This is a genomic window from Amycolatopsis sp. SB7-3 (assembly GCF_041021335.1).
Taxonomy (GTDB): Bacteria; Actinomycetota; Actinomycetes; order Mycobacteriales; family Pseudonocardiaceae; genus Amycolatopsis; species Amycolatopsis japonica.
On sequence record NZ_JBFPJQ010000002.1, the window covers coordinates 179,632 to 199,171 of the forward strand.

At 68.2% G+C, this 19,540-nt stretch carries 20 protein-coding genes; 7 read left to right on the forward strand and 13 right to left on the reverse strand.

The features are described 5' to 3' along the window. Positions 1-163: 163 nt before the first annotated feature. From AB8M46_RS19070 to AB8M46_RS19080, 3 genes are read right to left on the reverse strand one after another with little or no spacing between them, the layout of a single operon-like run. Positions 164-1,459 carry a M20/M25/M40 family metallo-hydrolase gene (locus tag AB8M46_RS19070; protein WP_125734126.1) on the reverse strand — a complete coding sequence of 432 codons (1,296 nt, stop codon included), beginning with the start codon at positions 1,457-1,459 and terminating at the stop codon, positions 164-166. Further along, positions 1,452-2,279: a M55 family metallopeptidase gene (locus AB8M46_RS19075; protein ID WP_037337603.1), complete on the reverse strand. Its 828-nt coding sequence runs from the start codon at positions 2,277-2,279 to the stop codon at positions 1,452-1,454. The genes AB8M46_RS19070 and AB8M46_RS19075 overlap by 8 nt, the downstream gene beginning before the upstream one ends. A 42-nt stretch (positions 2,280-2,321) precedes the next feature. Next, on the reverse strand, positions 2,322-2,918 hold the full coding sequence (locus AB8M46_RS19080) for a hypothetical protein (RefSeq protein WP_394360995.1): 597 nt from the start codon (positions 2,916-2,918) through the stop codon (positions 2,322-2,324). A gap of 284 nt (positions 2,919-3,202) precedes the next feature. Between AB8M46_RS19080 and abc-f the strand changes: the two genes are divergently transcribed. Then, on the forward strand, positions 3,203-4,825 hold the full coding sequence (gene abc-f, locus AB8M46_RS19085; protein WP_394360996.1) for a ribosomal protection-like ABC-F family protein: 1,623 nt from the start codon (positions 3,203-3,205) through the stop codon (positions 4,823-4,825). Here abc-f and AB8M46_RS19090 read toward each other — a convergent pair. Then, positions 4,809-6,074, reverse strand: coding sequence for a family 1 glycosylhydrolase (locus AB8M46_RS19090; RefSeq protein ID WP_394360997.1), 1,266 nt, complete (start codon positions 6,072-6,074; stop codon positions 4,809-4,811). The genes abc-f and AB8M46_RS19090 overlap by 17 nt on opposite strands. 181 nt (positions 6,075-6,255) lie before the next feature. Here AB8M46_RS19090 and AB8M46_RS19095 point away from each other — a divergent pair, with 181 nt between their 5' ends. Both AB8M46_RS19095 and AB8M46_RS19100 read left to right on the forward strand, forming a co-directional pair. Then, entirely contained in the window at positions 6,256-7,101 is an 846-nt protein-coding gene (locus tag AB8M46_RS19095; RefSeq protein ID WP_037337610.1) for an LLM class flavin-dependent oxidoreductase, read from the forward strand. A 217-nt stretch (positions 7,102-7,318) separates the two neighbouring features. Further along, positions 7,319-7,885, forward strand: a complete 567-nt coding sequence (locus tag AB8M46_RS19100; protein WP_394360998.1) for a CGNR zinc finger domain-containing protein — start codon at positions 7,319-7,321, stop codon at positions 7,883-7,885. Here the strand turns inward: AB8M46_RS19100 and AB8M46_RS19105 are convergent. Then, entirely contained in the window at positions 7,874-8,626 is a 753-nt protein-coding gene (locus tag AB8M46_RS19105; RefSeq protein ID WP_394360999.1) for a PIG-L deacetylase family protein, read from the reverse strand. The two genes, AB8M46_RS19100 and AB8M46_RS19105, sit on opposite strands and share 12 nt — an antisense overlap. A gap of 177 nt (positions 8,627-8,803) precedes the next feature. Between AB8M46_RS19105 and AB8M46_RS19110 the strand changes: the two genes are divergently transcribed. Then, positions 8,804-9,883 (forward strand): glycoside hydrolase family 5 protein, encoded by a 1,080-nt coding sequence (locus AB8M46_RS19110; RefSeq protein WP_037337618.1) that lies wholly within the window; start codon positions 8,804-8,806, stop codon positions 9,881-9,883. Between the two features lie 72 nt (positions 9,884-9,955). Here the strand turns inward: AB8M46_RS19110 and sigJ are convergent, their stop codons facing one another. The 4 genes from sigJ to AB8M46_RS19130 all read right to left on the reverse strand — a co-directional run bounded on the left by sigJ (position 9,956) and on the right by AB8M46_RS19130 (position 14,559). Further along, a complete protein-coding gene (gene sigJ / locus AB8M46_RS19115) occupies positions 9,956-10,843 on the reverse strand; it encodes an RNA polymerase sigma factor SigJ (RefSeq protein ID WP_394361000.1) in 888 nt (295 codons plus the stop codon). Between the two features lie 65 nt (positions 10,844-10,908). Next, positions 10,909-12,255 (reverse strand): FtsX-like permease family protein, encoded by a 1,347-nt coding sequence (locus AB8M46_RS19120; protein WP_394361001.1) that lies wholly within the window; start codon positions 12,253-12,255, stop codon positions 10,909-10,911. A gap of 91 nt (positions 12,256-12,346) precedes the next feature. Further along, complete coding sequence (locus AB8M46_RS19125) at positions 12,347-13,381, reverse strand: 4Fe-4S binding protein (protein ID WP_394361002.1); 1,035 nt, start codon at positions 13,379-13,381, stop codon at positions 12,347-12,349. Next, positions 13,378-14,559, reverse strand: coding sequence for a thiolase family protein (locus tag AB8M46_RS19130; protein WP_037337626.1), 1,182 nt, complete (start codon positions 14,557-14,559; stop codon positions 13,378-13,380). Before AB8M46_RS19130 ends, AB8M46_RS19125 begins: the two co-directional genes overlap by 4 nt. A gap of 89 nt (positions 14,560-14,648) precedes the next feature. On the opposite strand from AB8M46_RS19130, the gene AB8M46_RS19135 reads away from it, so the two are divergent. Further along, the gene (locus AB8M46_RS19135; protein ID WP_037337628.1) at positions 14,649-15,086 is read left to right on the forward strand and encodes a helix-turn-helix domain-containing protein; all 438 of its coding nucleotides are present in this window, start codon (positions 14,649-14,651) and stop codon (positions 15,084-15,086) included. A 122-nt stretch (positions 15,087-15,208) separates the two neighbouring features. Here AB8M46_RS19135 and AB8M46_RS19140 read toward each other — a convergent pair whose 3' ends face one another. Then, entirely contained in the window at positions 15,209-15,787 is a 579-nt protein-coding gene (locus tag AB8M46_RS19140; protein ID WP_394361003.1) for a DUF2867 domain-containing protein, read from the reverse strand. A 117-nt stretch (positions 15,788-15,904) separates the two neighbouring features. Here AB8M46_RS19140 and AB8M46_RS19145 point away from each other — a divergent pair, with 117 nt between their 5' ends. Together AB8M46_RS19145 and AB8M46_RS19150 are read left to right on the forward strand one after the other, a co-directional pair. After that, positions 15,905-16,471 (forward strand): TetR/AcrR family transcriptional regulator, encoded by a 567-nt coding sequence (locus AB8M46_RS19145; RefSeq protein ID WP_394361004.1) that lies wholly within the window; start codon positions 15,905-15,907, stop codon positions 16,469-16,471. A 147-nt stretch (positions 16,472-16,618) separates the two neighbouring features. Further along, complete coding sequence (locus AB8M46_RS19150) at positions 16,619-17,548, forward strand: TIR domain-containing protein (protein ID WP_394361005.1); 930 nt, start codon at positions 16,619-16,621, stop codon at positions 17,546-17,548. 262 nt (positions 17,549-17,810) lie between these two features. Here AB8M46_RS19150 and AB8M46_RS19155 read toward each other — a convergent pair whose 3' ends face one another. From AB8M46_RS19155 to AB8M46_RS19165, 3 genes are read right to left on the reverse strand one after another with little or no spacing between them, the layout of a single operon-like run. Continuing rightward, a complete protein-coding gene (locus tag AB8M46_RS19155) occupies positions 17,811-17,957 on the reverse strand; it encodes a hypothetical protein (RefSeq protein ID WP_350597341.1) in 147 nt (48 codons plus the stop codon). Next, on the reverse strand, positions 17,954-19,177 hold the full coding sequence (locus AB8M46_RS19160; RefSeq protein ID WP_394361006.1) for a hypothetical protein: 1,224 nt from the start codon (positions 19,175-19,177) through the stop codon (positions 17,954-17,956). The genes AB8M46_RS19155 and AB8M46_RS19160 overlap by 4 nt, the downstream gene beginning before the upstream one ends. Next, complete coding sequence (locus tag AB8M46_RS19165; protein ID WP_037337640.1) at positions 19,174-19,524, reverse strand: hypothetical protein; 351 nt, start codon at positions 19,522-19,524, stop codon at positions 19,174-19,176. The genes AB8M46_RS19160 and AB8M46_RS19165 overlap by 4 nt, the downstream gene beginning before the upstream one ends. Positions 19,525-19,540 lie beyond the last annotated feature (16 nt).

The window sequence follows — 19,540 nt, forward strand, 5'->3', positions numbered from 1 at the left end:
AGCCGAGGGAAGGGGGCCTTCACGCGCGGCCGCTGTGACTGCTGGTGCGGGTGGGGCGCGTGTGGTGAGCGCTAGTCCGTGAAGGCCTCCTTGAGAGACCCAGAGTCCCTCAAGGAGGCCTTCACGGCCTGGCGACCAAGTCGGCCAGGTACCGAGCTGCGGCTCAGCAGTTCTCCAGGAAGTGCCGCAGCACCCGCGTGCCGAACCGCAGTCCCTCCACCGGGACCCGCTCGTCCACGCCATGCGCCATCGCCCGGTACGGGAAGCCTTCCGGCAGCAGCAGAGGCGCGAAGCCGTAGCAGTCGATCCCGAGGGGACTGAACGCCTTCGCGTCCGTTCCGCCGCCCATGCAGTACGGGACGACGACGGCTTCGGGGTCCTCCGAACGCAGAGCGTCGGCCATCGCGTCGAACCACGGCGAATCGACCGGCGCCTGGACCGGCGGCTGGTGCGCGACGAACTCGCGGGTGACGCCTTCGCCCAGCATCGCGTCGATCTCGGCGAGCAGCTCCGGTTCGGCGCCGGGAAGGACGCGGACGTCCACCTGTGCCTCGGCCGAAGTCGGGATCACGTTCACCTTGTAGCCGGCGTCGAGCATGGTCGGCGTCGTGCTGTTGCGGACCGTCGGCACCACGAGTGCCCCGGCGGGCCCGAGCCGCGCGATCGTTCCGTCCACATCGGACAGATCGACCGGGACGCCGAGCGCTTCCCCGGTGCGTTCGAGGAAGGCCTGGACGGTCGGGGTCAGCTGGACCGGCCAGCGGTGCGCGGCGATCTTGCCGAGCGCGGTGACCAGCCGGGTGACCGCGTTCTCGTCGTTGGGCCGCGAGCCGTGTCCCGCGCGGCCCTTGGCGGTCAGGCGCAGGTGCGCGGTGCCGCGCTCGGCCGTCGCGACCGGATAGAGGCGCACGATCCGGCCGTCGGCGGCGGGGACGTGGTAGGTGTACGCGCCCGATTCGCTGATCGCGGCCGCGCAGCCGTCGAACAGGTCCCGGTGCGCCGCGGCGAGCCAGTGCGCGCCGTACTCGCCCTTGTCCTCCTCGTCGGCCACGAACGCCAGGACGATGTCCCGCCGCGGCCGGACTCCGGTGGCGAGGGCGGCGAGCACCATCGCGCAGAAGTCCTTCATGTCGACGGCACCGCGGCCCCAGAGGAACCCGTCGCGGATCTCGCCGGAGAACGGGTCCACCGACCAGTCGGCGGCGTCCGCCGGGACGACGTCGAGATGCCCCTGCACGAGCAGAGCGGGCAAGCTCGGATCGGTGCCAGGGACCCGGGCGATAACGTTCGCGCGGCGGGGCGCGGACTCGATGATCTTCGAGTCGATCCCGAGACCCGACAGCAGCGATGCCACGTACTCGGCGGCCTCGCGCTCGCCCTCGGAGTCTCCGTTGCCCCGGTTCGTGGTGTCGAACCGGATCAACCGCGAACAGACCTCGACTACATCCAACTCAGCCATAGATACCCTGCACCGCCCCGGCCGCGATCGCCGTGACGATCTTGAACGCCTTCATCGCTTCGGTCATGTCCGGCGCGTCGAAGCCGACCCGCCGCACGCCGATCTGTTCCACCGTCGGGATCACCGCCGCCGCCTGCGCGAGATGGCTCGCGTCGAATTCGACCTCGATCCGGTGCGGAGTGGTGTACCGCTCGACCCGGCCCGCCCGGTTCATCGAGTCCGCCGCCGCCGACGACAGCAGTTCGGCCGTCCTGGCGGGCGGCAGGCAGATCGCGGCGTAGCGGCTGACGCACTCCTTCACCGTGACCAGTTCGGCTTCGGGCGCGTAGTCCTGCGCGTCGTCGCAGGCCTTGTCGTCACCGGAGACGACCAGCACCGGGACGCCGTACTCGGCGGCCATCGCCGCGTTGAGCCTGCCTTCGCTGGCGGGGACGTCGTCGAGCCACACGCCGGTGATCTGGTTCTCCAGGTACGTGTGGGACAGGACGCCGTCGAAACCCGCGCCGGCGTGGTAACCGAGGAAGACGACGCCGTCCACGCCGCTGTCGATCCCCTGCATCATCGAGAGCGGCTTGTGCCTGCCGGTGAGCATGCGCGCCCGGCCGTCGAGGTCTTCGAGCAGCAGGTTCCGTTGCGAGGAATGCGCCTCGTTGACCAGCACGTCGGTGGCGCCGGAGTCGAACAGGCCCGCGATGGTGGCGTTGACGTCGCCGGTGAACAGGCGGCGGAATCGTTGCCACTGCTCGGTGCCGGGGATGACGTCGTCGGTCCAGGTGACGCCGGTGGCGCCCTCCATGTCCGCCGAGATCATGATGCGCATGCGGGGCACCCTAGCCGAGGCTCTTTGCCCCCGCCGCCGGGATCAGGGCCAGGAACCGGAACGCGGGTAGACCGCCCAAGCGCGCTCCCAGGCCGCGGCCCGCTGCCGGTCGAGCACCAGCCGGACGACCCGCTGCACCAGGACCAGCCCGGCGACCACCGCGAACCAGAGCCACAGGCCGACGAGCACGGAATCGAACACGGCCGTCGACGCATTCCTCGGGGCGGTGGTGAGTTCACCGCGGGCGTCGATCCAGATCGGCATGGCCGATCCGGCGGGGCTGCCCGGCGCCGCGAGGACGCCACCGGTGTGCCGGGCGCCGCGCGAGTCGGTCCAGGTCGCCTCGGTGGAGGAGGTGTCGGTTCCGACGCTCTCGCTGTCGACGATGCGTACGGGCGCCGCCTCCAGCAGGTACGCGGTGGCGGGTGTGCGTCCGGTCGAGTCGGCGGCGGCCGCGGCGACCTGCCTGCCGTGGTTGGCCGAGCCGACGGCGGCCGCGACCGGGATGGCGAGCAGCGCCGCGAGGATCACGAGCTTGAGAAGAAGGGCTTCGAACCGGTCGGAGCCACGAGCCAGCGAATTGTGACCAGGGAAGAGCCGTCGCCGGAAGCGGGCGATCGGACCACTGGACCCGTGCACGAGGAACCCCATTCCCTCAGACCGCGAAATACCTCCATCGTCGATTCTCGTTCACCGGGGCGCCGCTGTCGCGGTATGGGGACACAGACCACTCTGTGAACCCGTACACAACCTTTTATTCGTTTTGCCCGTCCGGGTTCTCCCGCTATCGTCTTCGGCATGGGGATTTTCTTCACTCTGTGATTCTCGCCTTCGACGCGGCCCTGGCGTAGAGCCTTCGCTCCGCCGGGTCGCGTCCTTCCTCGTCTGCACTTCTTCCCCGCGAGAATCAGGAGGACGCCCCTGTGCGTACCCCGCATCGAAATCCCGGAACACAACTCGTGCTCTCCGGTGTCACCAAACGCTTCGACGACCACGTCGTGCTCGACCAGATCTCCTTCACCGTCAAACCGGGGGAGAAGGCGGGCGTCATCGGCGACAACGGCTCGGGCAAGTCCACCCTGCTCAGGCTGATCGCCGGCCGCGACCGGGCGGACAACGGCACCGTGACCGTCACCGCGCCCGGAGGCGTCGGCTATCTCCCGCAGACGCTGGACCTGCCCGGCACCGCCACGGTCGGCGACGCGATCGACCTCGCGCTGGCCGACATCCGGGAGCTCGAATCCCGGCTGCGTACGGCGGAAAAGTCGCTCGAAACCGCCGAAGACCTGGCCGCGTACGGCGACCTCATGACCGCGTACGAAGCCCGCGGCGGTTACGAGGCCGACGCCAGGGTGGAGGTCGCCCTGCACGGGCTCGGACAGCCCGGCCTCGATCGCGGCCGCACGCTGGGGAGCCTGTCCGGCGGCCAGCGCTCCCGGCTGGCGCTCGCGGCCACCCTGGCCGCGTCGCCCGAACTGCTGTTGCTGGACGAGCCGACCAACGATCTCGACGACGACGCCGTCGCCTGGCTGGAGAATTATCTCCGCGGGCATCGCGGCCGGATCGTCGCGATCACGCACGACCGGACGTTCCTCAGCCGGGTCACCACGACGATCCTCGAGGTCGACGCCGACCGTCGTTCCGTGCAGCGGCACGGCGACGGGTACTCGGGTTACCTCGCGGCGAAGGAGGCCGCTCGGGCCCGATGGGTCCGCGAATACGAGGAGTGGCGGCTGGAGAAGTCCCGCTACGAACGGATGGCGGACGTCAACATCGACCGGTTCTCGGCGATCCCGCGCAAGGCCCCGGCCGCCTTCAGCGGGGCGGGCGCGTTCCGGGCCCGCTCCCGGGCGCACGGGGCGATGAGCCGGATCCGGTCGGCCCGCGAGCGGATCCAGCGGCTGGAGACGAACCCGGTCCCGCGTCCGCCGGAGCCGCTCCGGTTCACCGCGCGGATCGCCGCGGGGGAGTCGGAGGCCGGTCAGTACGTGGTGAAGGCGGACGACGTGTCGGTCGACGGCCGTCTGCCGCGGACGTCGCTCAGCGTGCTGCCCGGCGAACGGATCCTCGTGACCGGTCCCAACGGGGCGGGCAAGACGACCTTGATGCGGGTGCTAGCCGGTGAGCTCGCGCCGTCGACGGGATCGGCGGAGCGGGCGGGCCGGGTCGGGTTCCTGCACCAGAACGGCGGGCTGGCCGCCGACGCGCGGACCGTCCTGACGGTCTTCGCCGGAAACGGCGACGAGGGCGAGGCGGCCGAGCGGTTGCTGTCGCTGGGGCTGTTCCGGGCTCCGGATCTGCGCAAACCGGTGCGGGAGCTGTCCATCGGGCAGCGGCGCAGGCTGGAACTGGCCGGATTGGTGACGGCCAGGACCGACCTGCTGCTGCTCGACGAGCCGACCAACCATCTCTCCCCGGATCTCGTGGAGGAGATGGAGCAGGCGCTCGCCGCCTACTCCGGCGCGCTCGTGGTCGTCACCCACGACCGGCGGATGCGGCGGACGTTCGAGGGCAGGCGGCTGGAACTGGTCACTTCAGCGGCGTGAGCGGTCCGTCCACCTTGGCCGGGTTGAGGCAACTGTTCAGCCCGTCCACGAGCGAGCAGAGTCCGGGCCCGCGCTTGAGCCGGAAGCCCTGCGGTACGCCGCCCGCGGTCACCAGATCCTGGTACGCGGGAACGGCGTCCGTGGGGCGCCGGGTCAGCGCGGGATCGGCGAGGGCGTCCACTGTGTACAGTCCGAACCGGGCGCGGTAGCTGCCCCATTCGTAGTTGTCGGTGAGGCTCCAGTAGTTGTAGCCGATGAGGTTCATCCCGTCGGCCTTCGCCCGCTGGAGCCAGTACACGGTGTCGCGTACGTGATCGCCGCGCGTGTAGTCCGCGTCGCGGAGCTTTCCGTTGTCGGTCGCCATGCCGTTCTCGACGATGTAGAGCGGCATGCGCGGGAAGCGATTGTGGTAGCTGCGCAGCGCGTAGTAGATGCCTTCGGGCTGGAGCTTCACGTCCCAGAACTTGTCACTGGCGGCGGCGAACACCGTCCAGTTGTCGATGCTGAGGCCGTAGTAGTAGTCGATGCCGATGAAGTCGAGCTTGTCCTTGACCTGGTCGAGGAAGAACCAGTCGGCCATCCCGTTGACCCCGGTGATGTAGGCCTGGTTGCTGGTGACCTTCGAGGTCGGGTCGAGTTCGTGGATGAGGTCGTAGGCCCGGCGGTGCGCCTGGACGACGTTGGACTGCGCCGCGAAGTACCGCGTGGCGTCCAGGGCGCCGACCTTCTGCTCGTTCCGGAGGAAGATGAGCGGCTCGTTGAACGTCACCCAGAGGACGTCCTGCCCGGCGTAGCGCTGGACGATCTTCCGGCTGAACTCCAGCCACGCGTCGGCCGTCCGCGTCTCGGCCCACCCGCCCTGGTCGAGCGCCCAGCCCGGGTAGACCCAATGGTTGAGCGTGATCATCGGCGTCATGCCCGCGGCGCGGACCTGCCGGAACACATCGTCGTAGAAGGCCAGTTCGGTCTCGTCCCATCGGCCGGGTGAGGGTTCGACGCGAGCCCACTCGACACCGAAGCGGTAGGTGTTGACGCCGAGACCGGCGGCGAGGCGGATGTCGTCGGCATAGCGGTGCCGGAAGTCCACGGAGTCGCGGTACTCGTCGACGCCGTCCTTGCCGGCGGAGCGGTCCACGAACCGCTTCCAGTTGCTGTCCGGGGCGTGGCCCTCGGATTGGTAACCCGACGACGCGACACCCCAGTAGAAGTCCCGGGACCAGTCGTCATCCTGCGATGCGGACGCGTTCACGGCAGAAAGTGTCGCGCATAGTGAGACGGCGACCACCGACGACAACACCCGGCGTAACCTTCTCCGATGCTCCGGCCACTTCGTCGATCGTTCACCGTCGTCCGCCATCTTCCGGACGTTAACGTGGGTGAACGGTGTAAACAAGCGGCCGTCCGGGGACTTCGACGATGACGTTGGGGAGATGATCGACTTGACCGGCAGCACGGTCCGCCATGCCGTCTATCTGCCGCCTTTCGGCCCGTTCGGTGAGCCGGGAGTGCTCGTCGACCTCGCCGTGCGTGCCGAGGCGGCGGGCTGGGACGGGTTCTTCCTGTGGGACCACGTGGTCGCGGACACCATGCCCATCGCGGATCCCTGGACGACGCTCGGCGCCATCGCGCACGCGACCAGCAGGCTGTTGTTCGGCCCGATGATCACGCCGCCCGCCCGGCGGCGCCCGTGGGTGGTCGCGCGGCACGCGTCGACCGTCAGCCGCCTTTCCGGTGGCCGGCTGATCCTCGGCACCGGGCTGGGTTCGGACGAATCCGGTGACTTCAGCCGATTCGGTGAACAGACCGATCTGCTGACCCGGTCGGCGATGTTCGACGAAGGCCTCGACGTCATCCGCGCGATCTGGTCCGGCAAGCGGTTCGACCACGACGGCGCGCACTACCAGGTCGCGCTCGCCGAGGCGCCGCCCGAGCCGTTCCCGATCCCCATCTGGGTGGCGAGCTCCACGGACAACCCGCGTGTCGTCCGGCGGGCGGCGCTGTGCGACGGGATCTTCCCGAACCCGGAGGACCACACGCCGACCGCCGAAGAGATCGCCGAGACCCACCGCGCGCTCGGGCTCGCCGGGCTGGAACCGGGCCGTCCCTTCGACGTCGCCGTGGCAGGCAACGCGAGCCCGGCGTGGGAGGAGCCGATCAAGGTCGATCTGCCCGCGCTGGGGCAGGCCGGGATGACCTGGTGGATGGAGTCGCTGATGCATCTCGACCCGCTGGAGCTTTCGCAGAAGATCGTGGACGCCGGTCCGCCTCGGTGGTGAGTGGCCGTACATGAAGGCCCCCTTCCTGTACCCAGGCGCAAGGATGGGGGCCTTCACGGACTGGCCGAGACGCGGGTCTGTCCATAGTGGACCGGCGCTGCGCCGTCCGTAGTGTTCCGTTGCTCCGAACGACTTCATCGCCCTTGCGGGGCCGCTCGCCTTTGGTAGCGTCACCGCGGGCGTCCTGCGAACCAGTGACGCGCGGGGGAGGGGTCGAATGGTGGACGAGCCCGACGGGCATCACGCGATGCGGCTGGAAACCGGGGTCGCGCTGATCAACGCGTTGACCGGGGAGCACGTCCACGGCAGGCCGAAACCCGCGCTCGGCGGCCATGATCTCGTCCGCGTCGCCACCGAGACGCTCGGCAACGGGCAGATCGACCTGCTCACCGCGGAGCGGTTGCGAAATCTCGCGGCGCGGCTGCGGGAGATCATCGAGTCGCTGTCCCGGCGGGAGCACGACCAGGCGGCAGGCCTGCTCAACCGGATGCTCGTCGACAGCAAGGCCCGTCCATCCCTGCAACGCCACGGCGAACAGTCCTGGCATCTGCATTTCCACGGTCCCGAAGCCGACCTCGTCCAGCAGTGGGCGGCCGGGCTCGCGGTGTCGGTGGCCGCGGCGTTCGGCGAGCACATCCCGCATCGCGTCGGGTTGTGCGCGGCGCCGCGCTGCGATCAGGTGTACATCGACGCGAGCCAGGCGCAGATCAAGCGGTTCTGCGGGCTCGCCTGCCAGAACCGGGTGAAGGCGGCCGCGTATCGGGCCCGCCGGTCAGGATCGTGAGCCGCGCGGTGTCGCGTCGACGTACCACTCGCGGTTGAACACGAGGCCGAAGAGCGGCGCCGGGAGCCGGGTCACGACCCGCATCAGCGGCGCCAGCCTGCCGTTTCCTTTCACCTGAGAGGAATGGGCGGCGATCGCGGCCTGCTTCTGGCGCGCGAAACGCCGGACGTCGAAGGTGTGCGTGATCTCCGAGCGGGCGCTGTACGCGCGGAGAAGCGCGTCGGCGTCGTAGCGGAATGGGATCCGCGCCAGGCGCACGATCCTCACCAGGCGTGCGACGACGTCGCGGGGGATCGTCGCCTCCAGCAGCCGGACGTCGCCGGCGAGTTCCGCCGCGCGTTTGCCGACCTCGTGCACCTTGACGTGGTCGCGGTGGCCGTAGCCGCCGTTGCGGTCGTAGCTCAGCAGAACGGACGCCTTCTCCTCGCGCAGGATCGCCACGAGCCGCGCCGCCGCTTCCTCGGTGCTCGCGCGGACGAACCGGACCCAGCCCGGCGGATCCGGGTAGAGGATCGCGCCGTGGCCACTGCCCGCGTAGCCGAGATGGATCACCCGCTCGACGCCCAGCACCTTCGCGCTCGCTTCGAGCTCGGCCCGGCGGGCCGCGTCGGTGCCCCGCATGTCGATGGTGGCGACCACGAGGACCACCCGGTGGCCGTCCGCGGCGGCGCGGGCGAGGGTGCCGCCGGTCAGCAGGGCTTCGTCGTCGGGGTGGGCGTGGAAGGCCACGATCGTCGTCACGCTCCGAGCATGCCCGAGGTCGCCGGAACCGTGGGTGGTCGACTCTTGACCGTCCGTCGACCCTGTGGGTAATCTTCCCTTTACTTTCCAATAGTAAGGAAAGTTTCCTATTTAACTCCGCCGCCCTGACCGTCGGCGCGCCAACGTCGGTGCCGTCGACGCGAGAGGAGAAGCCGAATGCGCTGGGACAAGATCCGACTCCGGGTGACGGCCGCACTGGCCGCCGGGCTGCTGGCCCCGGTCGCCGCCGCGAGCACCTCGATGGCGACCGAGACCGCGGCCGAACCCGCGACGCAGGCCGCCGCCGCGCTGCCGCCGGGCAGTCCGGCGGCGATCAACGGACAGCTGAAGGTCTGCGGCCTCCAGCTCTGCAATTCCGCAGGCAAGCCGATCCAGCTCCGGGGCATGAGCACCCACGGGATCCAGTGGTTCAGCCAGTGCGTGAAGACCGCTTCGCTCGACGCGCTGGCCAACGACTGGAAGGCCGACGTCCTCCGGATCTCCATGTACATCCAGGAAGGCGGCTACGAGACCAACCCGCGCAAGTTCACCGACATGGTGCACGGGTACATCGAAGAGGCCACCAAACGCGGAATGTACGCCCTGGTCGACTGGCACCAGCTCACGCCGGGCGACCCGAACGCGAACCTCAGCCGCGCCAAGACGTTCTTCACCGAGATCGCCCAGCGGCACAAGGACAAGACCAACATCATCTACGACATCGCCAACGAGCCCAACAACGTCAGCTGGGACCGCGTCCGCAGCTACGCGGAGCAGATGATCCCGGTCATCCGCGCCCAGGATTCCGACGGCGTCGTGCTAGTGGGCACCCACGGCTGGGGCTCGCTCGGCATCTCCGACGGGCGCAACGAGACCGACATCATCAACAACCCGGTGCGCGCCAGCAACTTCATGTACACGTTCCACTTCTACGCGGCGTCGCACAAGACGGAGTACTTCAACGCGCTGAGCCGCGCCGCGAGCAAGATCCCGCTGTTCGTGACCGAATTCGGCACCCAGACCGCCAGCGGTGACGGCGGCAACGACTTCACCAACTCCCAGAAGTACCTGGACTTCCTGGCGTCGAAGAAGATCAGCTGGACCAACTGGAACTTCTCCGACGACAGCCGTTCGGGCGCGGTGTTCAAGCCGGGCACCTGCTCGGGCAGCTCGTTCACCGGCACGGCTCCGCTGAAGCCCGCCGGTGTCTGGATCCGGGACCGCATCCGTACCGCGGACAACTTCCCGACCTCCTGATCCCGGCAGCACGCACGTCAGGAAAGGGTCGTTCAGGACGGAAAACGTCTTGAACGACCCTTTCCTGACACTTCAGCCGAGCGGTTCGAAGTCCAGTGTGGCGAGGCGGTCCGGGTCGGCGAGGATGTCGATGGCCGCGATCTTCCCGCCCACGACGGTGAACGCGAAGACTGTCGTCGGTACGCCGTCCTTGGTGACGACCATCCCGGCCGCACCGTTGACCAGCGCGGGCCGCAGCTCCCCGCCCTCGCCCGCGGCCCGGAACATGAGCGCCTGGCTCGCGATCTTGGCGGCCCCGCGCACGAACCGCGAAGTCCCCGCCGGAGCCGCGCCGCCCTCGGCGCGCAGAATGACGTCCGGGTCGAGCACAGAAACGAGGGCGTCGAAATCGCCGCCTCGCGCGGCGGCGAAGAACGCGTCGACGACTTCCCGCTGACGGCCCAGATCCGCGTCCGGGACCGTCGGCGAACCCTGCAGACGACGGCGTGCGCGGCTGGCGAGCTGCCGCGTCGCCGCGGAAGACCGGCCCACGATCGGCGCGATCTCGTCGAACGGCAGGGCGAACATGTCGTGCAGGACGAACGCCAGCCGCTCGGCGGGGTCCAGCGTGTCGAGCACGACCAGCAGCGCCAGCCCGACCGAGTCCGCCAGCAGCGCCTGGTGTTCCGGGTCGATCCCGCCCGCACGGCCGATGATCGGGTCGGGCAGCTGGGCGCCCACCGGCTCTTCCGGCCGGGCCTTGCGCGAGCGCAGCATGTCGAGACAGATCCGGCCGACGACGGTGGTCAGCCAGCCGCCGAGATTGTCCACCTCGCCGGAATCCGACCGGCTCAGGCGCAGCCAAGCCTCCTGCACGGCGTCGTCCGCCTCGCTCAGCGAACCGAGCATCCGGTACGCCACCGCCCGCAGATGCGTTCGGTGCCCTTCGAAACGCCGCGCCAGCCAGTCGTGTTCGTCCACGGTCCCCATCCTTCATCGCTCAGTCGTAACCCTGACGCGTGGGGGAACGCAGATGTGACAGGCCTTCAGCCGCGGGTGCCCGCCTGGATCGCCGGGGTCCGCATCGCCTTGGCCGCCGCGCCCACATGCGAACCGAGCGTCAAGACCACGGCTAGGGCGACGACGGCGAGGTAGACCCCGATCGTCTCGTCCGGCATCGGGCTCCCGGTCCTGGCGACGCTGTACGGGACGACGGTGACGACGGCGGAGAGCGAGCCGAACAGGACGCCGACCGCCACCAGGACGGTGCCTTCGGTGCCGACGAGCCGCAGGACCTGCGATGGTGTCGAACCGATGAGCCGTTGTTGCCCGAACTCGCGGCGGCGTCCGATGAGCGCGGCGACCACGGTGTTCACCAGCATCACGGCGGTGAACAACGCGATCATGCCGACCACGACGTAGTTCAGGGTCTCGATGCTGTCCGCGATCGTCGCGGGCGCGGTGCCCACGGAGTTCTCGATGGCCTGCATGTACAGCGTCCCGGTCGCGATGCCGGTGAACAGGATGATCGGCACCAGCACCCCGGCCAGCTGACGGCCCCGGACCCGCAGGTGCGCCGCCGTGAGATGACCGCTGACGCCCGCGCGCCGCAGCGGAGCGGCCAGCACTGCGGCGATCGGGCCGAGCAACGCGGGGGAGAGGAGCGCGAAACCGATCGCGGCGAGGATCGCGCCCTGTCCGGAGACCGCCATCAACGCGGGTTCCGTTCCGGTGAACACGGTCATCGTCAGCACTCCGCACCCGAGGCCGGCGGCCAGGGCGATCGTGGCGCCGATCATCCGGAGCCGGCTGGTCGGCCGGGTGTCGATCCCCGCCTCGCGAACAGCCTCGATGGCTCCGTGTCGGGCTGCTTGCCGTGCGGCGACCGTCGCGGCGGCAAGTGCGGCGAGCAGGGTGATGCCGGTGCCCATGGACACCGCGATCGGGCCGAACCGTGCTTCGAGCCCGGCCGGTACGCGGCCCGTGTCACCGAGCAGCGTGACCAGCCACCGCCCGGCGAAGACCGATGGCACGACGGCCGTGGCCGCGGCGAGGACGGCGACGACCGCCGCCTCGCCGACGATCATCCGTCCGATCTGTGACGGGGTCGCGCCGGCGCTCTTCAGCAACGCCATCTCCGGAGCGCGCTGCCGGATCAGCAGGGAGAGCGTCGAAAGCGTCGCGAACAGCACGATCACCAAACCCCAGCCGCCGACGACACCCGCCATGATCAGCAAGGTCTTCGCGGTCTCCGGATCGGCGTTCGCCCGAGTGTCCAAAAGGGACGCGAACGTCATCAGGACCGTGGCGCCGAAGAACATCGCGACGAAGCTCGCGATAATTCCGGTGGGACGGCGGCGGAGTGACGAGAACGCCAGCTTGGTCGCGATCATGGAAGGTCCTCCCCAGGCTTTGCCGTCAGGTTAGGGAACACGGACGGCGCCGGACAGGGGACAGGCCCCCGGGCACGGGGTAGGGATGGCCCTACCGCCGCGGGTAGCCGCCGTCGACCTCCTTCACCGGCTTGTGGGGGAAGCGGCGTTCGGCGTAGGCCTTCGCCGGGGAGCCTTCCCGTACGTACAGCGTTTCCACCTTGTCCTGCAAGGGTTTCACCACGGTTCCGAGGAAGCCGCGCCGGTCTTCGAGGTAAGGCCCGAGCACATCCTCGCCCGCAGGGCAGACCGCCATGCAGTACGCGGCCTTGTAGTTCGGTTTGAACGCGAGGCTCTGCCACATCGACACGTTCTCCGAATCGCTCACCCTGGACCGGAAGTCGGCGGCGTCCTCGCTGTCGGCCACGGTCTGCGCCCAGTCGGTGAAGCCGCTCATGAACTCGCGGTAGTTGTGCGTCGAACAGGCGACGAAGTCGAACTCGCCGGTCTTCGAGATCGCACCGATCGGGCAGGCGGCGACGCACAGCTTGCATTCCAGGCAGGGGTTGTAGTCGATCGCCTCGCCGTAGGTGGACACTTCGGCGTCGACGAGCAGGGTCGCCAGCAGCACGAAGTTGCCGAATTTCGGGTGGATGACGTTGCGGTGCAGCCCCATGGCGCCGAGCCCGGCCGCGACGGCGACCGTCTTGTGCGCGACGACCCAGATCCGGCCGGGGTAGTGCTCCATCTCCATCGGGAACGTCGCCGACGGGTTGATCGCGCGGTATCCGGCGTCCTGCAGGGTCCGGACGATCGTGTGCCCGGCCTCGTTGATGATCTCGCCGGTGCGATGGAACTCCTGGTTGGCGACGCTGCGGGCGGGGGAGCGGACGTCGTCGCGGTTCATCCGCACCACGAGCGAGACGAGAGTCTTGGTACCGGGAAGCGCGCGCTCGACGTGCTCGCGCTCTCCTGCGAGATCCGGGTGGTCGAGGGAGACAGCGGCCGCGTCGTCGGCTCCGGCGGCGAGGCAGATCTCCTTGAGCCAGGCGGCGTCGATGACCGGCGACGGTTTGTCCCGCGGTTTCGCGAGCACCGCCTGTACCGAAGGGTGCTCCTTCAGTTTCCTGGGGAGCCGGTCGGTCACAACGCCTCCAGGATGGTCGCGTTGGCCTGGCCGCCGCCTTCGCACATGGCCTGCAGGCCGTACCGGGCGCCGTGGTGGTGCAGCGCGTTGACCAGCGTGCCCATCAGCCGGGTCCCGCTCGCGCCGAGCGGATGGCCGAGCGCGATCGCGCCGCCGTGGACGTTCACCTTGGCCGGGTCGGCCCCGGTTTCCTGCTGCCACGCCAGCACGACGCTGGCGAAGGCCTCGTTGATCTCGAACAGGTCGATGTCCGCCAGGCTCAGCCCGGCGCGCCGCAGCACCTTCTCCGTCGCGGGGATGACGCCGGTGAGCATGAGCAGCGGGTCGGAACCGGTGACGGCGAAACTGTGCAGGCGGGCGCGCGGGCGGAGGCCCAGCCGGGCGGCGGTCTCGCTGGAGGTGATGAGTACGGCCGAGGCGCCGTCGTTGATCGGGCTGCTGTTGCCCGCGGTCACCGACCAGTCGATCTGCGGGAAACGTGCGGCCACGTCCGCGTCCTGGAACGCCGGGCGCAGTCTGGCGAGGGTTTCGAGGTCGGTGCCCGGCCGGACCGACTCGTCGGTGGACACCCGGCCCGACGGCGTCTCGATCGGCACGATCTGGCTCGCGAAGCGCCCGAGTTCGTGTGCCCGCGCCGCCTTCCGGTGCGAGGACAGCGCGAACTCGTCCATCGCTTCCCGGCTGAGCGACCACTTCGCGGCGATGAGTTCGGCGCTGATCCCCTGGGGCACCAGACCCTCCGGATAGCGCTCCGCGACGCCCGGGCCGAGCGGATCGGTGCCCGGCAGCACGTTGGACCACATCGGGACCCGGCTCATGGACTCGACGCCGCAGGCGATGACGACGTCGTACGCGCCGGCCATCACCCCTTGCGCCGCGAAGTGCACCGCCTGCTGGCTGCTCCCGCATTGCCGGTCGACGGTGGTGGCAGGCACCGATTCCGGCAGTCCGGCGGCGAGCGCCGCCCACCGCGTGACGTTCTGGGCCTGTTCGCCGACCTGGTCGACCGCGCCGCCGATGACGTCGTCGATCAGCTCGGGGTCGAGTCCGTTGCGCTCGACGAGAGCCCGCAACGTGTGGGCGAGCAACTGGACCGGGTGGATCTCGTGCAGGGCGCCCCCGGGCTTGCCCTTGCCGATCGGGGTACGGACGGCGTCGACGATGACCGCGTCGTGCACGGCTGCCTCCAGTAGTGAGTTGGGATCTCCAACTCACTGTGGCACCGAGTGGGTTGGAAATCAAGACTCACTGGGTTTACGCTGGTCGCATGACCGAAGGACCGAGGGACTGCTCGATCGCCAACGCGATGGAGGTGATCGGCGAGCGCTGGAGCCTGCTCGCGCTGCGTGAGGTGTTCTTCGGGGCGCGGCGGTTCGACCAGATCGTCCGCAACACCGGGGCGAGCCGGGACATCCTGACCGCGCGGCTGCGGAAGCTCGTCGAGACGGGGATCCTCGAAAAACGGCTCTACGAGGAGCATCCGCCGCGCTACGAGTACGTGCTCACCGAGGCGGGGCGCGCGCTCAACCACGTGCTGCTGAACCTGATGGCGTGGGGCGACGCGTATGTCACCGAGGGGCCGCCGCCGACGGTGTGGCGGCATTCGTGCGGTGAGGTGCTCGCGCCGGAGACCGTGTGCGCGCACTGCCATGAACCGGTGCGGGACAAGGACATGACGCTGGTGCGGAGCACGCGCCGCTCTTGAGCCGTCCGTGAACGAAGACGTGACTCGCGTGATCGGGGGCGTAACTCGCGTGATTGGAGGCCGCACTCGGGTGTTCCGTCTCTGATCACGCGAGTTGCGGCTTCAATCACGCGAGTGCGGAGCTAAGAGTTGCCCTTCCATTCCCGCGCGATCATCCGCATGAGCGCCGGATAGATGATCAGGTACCGGAACGGCTTGATGAATCCCATGTACATCCGGCCGAACAGGCCGTTGGGTTTGACCAGTACCGCCATCTGACCGCGGTATCCGGCCTGCCCGTCCTCGACCCACGCGATGTGCATGACGCCGTGCATGGTCCGGTTCGCCATTTCGGCGGCGAACTCGTCTTCGAGCCGGTAGAGCGGGGTGAACGGCAACCAGTCCTCATCCGGGCCGGTGGGTGTGTCGCGGAGTTCTCGCGGCAGCTTGCTGCGGAGCGATCCCACCCGGGTGTCGAGGCCCGAACTCCGCTTGTCCAGGCCGAGCAGTCCGCCGAGCTTCCATCGCAGCGCCCACAACGCCCGGACGGGGAGTGGTGACCCGTCCGGGAAGTTCCCCGACGAGAACTGCTTCACCAGCTTGCCGAAGTCGTCCGGTCCGCCGGGTGTTTCGAGCGCCCAGACGTCTTCGAGGTCGAAGTCCCCGGCGATCTCGTGGATCCGCCACGCGCGGGTGGTGTGGGCCGTTTCCGCGAGTTTCATGCCGCCACCACGAATCCGACAGTCATCGTCGTAGTTCCTCCCAGTACTTCCGCCATCTGTACGGTAGCGTATATATCGTCCTCGTGGTGCTGGAGTGACGGGAGATACGGTGATCCCATGGCCGCCGAAACCCGGACCCCGCCGAGCGCCTGGATCGACGCGGGGCTGACCGCCCTCGCCGCCGGAGGTCCCGACGCGGTCCGCGTCGAGGTGCTCGCGAAAGCCTTGGGCGTCACCAAGGGCGGCTTCTACGGCCATTTCGCCGATCGAGGCACGCTCCTGCAGGAAATGCTCGCCACCTGGGAACGGATGAGCACCGAGCTGCTGTTCGAAAGCGTCGAGAGCGAAGGCGGCGACGCCAGGGCGAAGATCCGGCGCGCGGGGTTGCTCGCCGGCGAGCGTCTGCTGCCGATCGACCTCGCGGTCCGTGATTGGGCCCGGCGCGACGAGGCGGTGGCCGACCGGCTCCGGCGGGTCGACAACCAGCGGATGGACTACCTGCGTTCCCTCATGTGCGAGATCTTCACCGACGAGGACGAGGTCGAAGCCCGCTGCCTGCTCGCGTTCTCGCTCCTGATCGGCAAGCACTTCATGGCCGCGGACCACGGCGGCCGGTCGCGGGACGAGGTCACCGAGCTGGCCGGCGCGCTGCTTCTCGGCGGCGGACCCGGTCACGACAGTTGAAGTGGCCGACCGGCGGCTGCTCTGTGCTGGCGGTGAGCCACGCTCCTGGTGAGTGGGCGTTGGTGCTGCGATCCGCGCCGGTCTGGGAAGTAGTATCAGCACTGTCCGCAGGTTCGATCCGACTTCACGGCAATCCGGGAAATCTGAATGACCACTCTGAACGACAATTATGATATCGCAGTTTCGTTTTCCGGTGCGCAGCGGGCGTATGTTGAGGAGGTAGTGCGCGAATGCAGGAAACTTGACTTGAAGGTCTTCTACGATCTGGATGAACAGGTCAAGCTGTGGGGGCGAAATGTGATTACCGAGCTCCGCAAGATCTATAGCAGTGTGAATACAAGGTATGTTGTGCCGTTCCTGTCGCGCGAATACTTGGCAGGAGCGTATCCGATGGACGAGTTTCGCGCTGCGTTGATTCGAGCGATCGATCAGGAGGATTTCATCCTGCCTGTTCTTATGGATGACGTCGAGGTGCCGGTCGAATATCTCAGCCCGGCTACGATCTACCTCCGTTCTGCAGACTATTCACCTGGCCGGCTCGCTAGCGCGATTCTGGAACGTATCACCGCAGGGGGTCGGCAAGTGGTGTCAGCGCTCTCGGTGGAGAATTCGGACGTCGGCCTGGTGTCGAGAGCAGGCTCACTGCGGCTGCCAAAGCTTGCACCCACTAGGTTCAGTGCCGAAAACACCATGGATGAAGCGCTACGGCATATCGGAATGCGTTTCACGGCAGAGATTTCCGCGCTGGAAGAATATGGCTTCCGATCGCATGTCCGAGCGTTTGCGGGAGAAGTGTCTGTCTTGGTGGAGTCAAAAGGGCGTCCGGTATGTGAACTCAAGGTGACTCGGGGTGAAAGTGTCTGGTCGGGGGCGCTGACAGTTGCCTTTCAGTGGCCGCGAGTCAGGGGTGGTGTCAATGGGTTTGTGCGTCCTGAATGGGATTCCGAGGCCAGGCTGGCAAAGCTGCGATTTCAAGATATGTCAATGGGCGGAGTAGACCCGTTGCTTACCGCAGAGGAACTCTTCGATGCGCTATGGAACAAGATTGTAAAATTTCTGGAACAGACTGCTCGTTGAAGCGAGCTGCTAATTTCGGGTGGGCGAACTCTCGCCGAGTCTCATGCGACTAGCGACTATTCATGCGCTGTAGTCCTGGATGCCATGAGATTGCAAGCAAGCTCCACGTGACTACTGCTAGGTCAATAGCATAGGCCTAGTGAAGAGCTCGCTGGACATCGCTCTCGTCCGCCTAGGTTGAGACGAACTGCCGTGTCTCGACCTCGTCGTTCGAACTGACCCTGCTTGCCCATTGCGAAGATCGGCTCGTGCAGGGTGCTGGCTACTCGTCGTCGTCCTCAGGAGTAGTCGGGACCTGCTTGCGCGCCACATAGATGAGCAGCCCGATGATCACCACGGGGCCGACGAAGATCAGGATCTCGTCCCAGCCGCCCTGGTGCATCATCACCACCCGCGCCGCGATGCTCATGAGCCGGAGACCAGCGCGATCCCGAGCGCGGTGTAGCCGATCATCAGCGCCAGCATCGGGTACTGGCCCACCTTGACGTAGTTCGCGCGCAGCACGCCGACGGAACGATCATGTGCCGAGGTTACGGCCAGCACGTGCCCGGCGACGATTCCGGCGATCTGCACCAGCGCGATCACGCCGGTCGACACGACCGTGTAGTCGATCGCGCGGCCGAAGCCCTGCTGCCCCGAGAACACGGCGAACGAGAAGTAGTGCGCGACCGTGTAGCCGACCATGATCGGGATCAACGACGGGGCGAACGCGGGATACGGATCGAATCCGCGGCGCAGGTACGGCCTGGTCAGGCTGATCGCGCCCGCGTAGGCGGCGTAGGTGAGCGCGATACAGACCGCGAGTCCGGCGGTGCCGCCGAGGACTCCAGCATCCAGCGACGTCCAGAACGGGAGCCGGGTCAGACCGTCGAACGCGGTCGAGCCGAGCACCACCAGCACCAGTGCGGTCAGCCACGGCGCGGGGGAGATGGTGAGCAGGCCGTCCAGCGGATTCCGGACCACCAGACGTCCGTCGGCCCGCCTGCCGAACGGGGAGAGGGCCGCGATCAGGCGCGCGTAAACCTCGAAAGCGTCACCGCGGTCGAACCAGCGCGGACCGAAGACCACGCCGAGCGCAATGTGTATAACGGCATACACGGTGCCGAAGAGGGCGATCGCACGAGGCGAATCCGAGTGCGGGAACACCAGTTCCAGCCACAAAAACGCCAGGAGGCCGACGATCGCGGGCAGATAGCCGAGCCGGTCCGGGAGTTCGCGGTGCCGGGACGGGATGAGCGACGCAACCGTCCTCAGTGGATTCAATCGCCGCCAGACCGGGCCGAACAGGAGCGAAAGCGGAACGAGTCCGACCCAGAACCAGACATAGAACCAGGCGGGAGCCGGATTGTCGGCCGAACTGTCGGGACCGGCCCACGCCATCGCCAGGAACCCTGCGAACAACACCACCCCGAGCACGCCCGACGCGACCCGCGAGAACGCGCTGTCGATGAACCGTTGCAGGCCAAGGGGAAGAGGCCGTCCGGCGGCCGCGCCGCGCAGTTTGGGCTTCTTCCAGAACGCGGTGAGCGCGAAGAACGAGACCACGACGGCCGCGGCTCCCGCGTAGAGCGCGAGCCACAGCGGGACCGGCAGGTCGGACCGCCCGCCGAGTCCGTGCGCCAGGATCATCCGCTCACCCGGAGCTTGGTCACCGCCGCGCCGCTCTTGTGCAGTTCCACCTCGAAGATCCCGTCGATGTTCGCGGTGAAGGCGACCGTCCCCGGAACGCCGGGGGAGAGCTGGGCTGCCTTGTCGTAGCCGTGGACGTGGAGTTCGTCCGGCTGGTCGGAGGTGACTTCGAGCGCGACGTTCTCGCCGGTGCGCACCGCGACCTCCTCGGGGCCCGCCGTGCGCTTGCCCTCGGTGATCGAGAACTTGACGGTCCGGGTGCCGGTGGCCGGTTCGGGGCCGGTCGTTCCCGAGCAGCCGGTCACGGCCAACAGCGCGGCCACGGTGATCCCGCCGATCCTCCGCATCGAGGTCCCTCCAAGT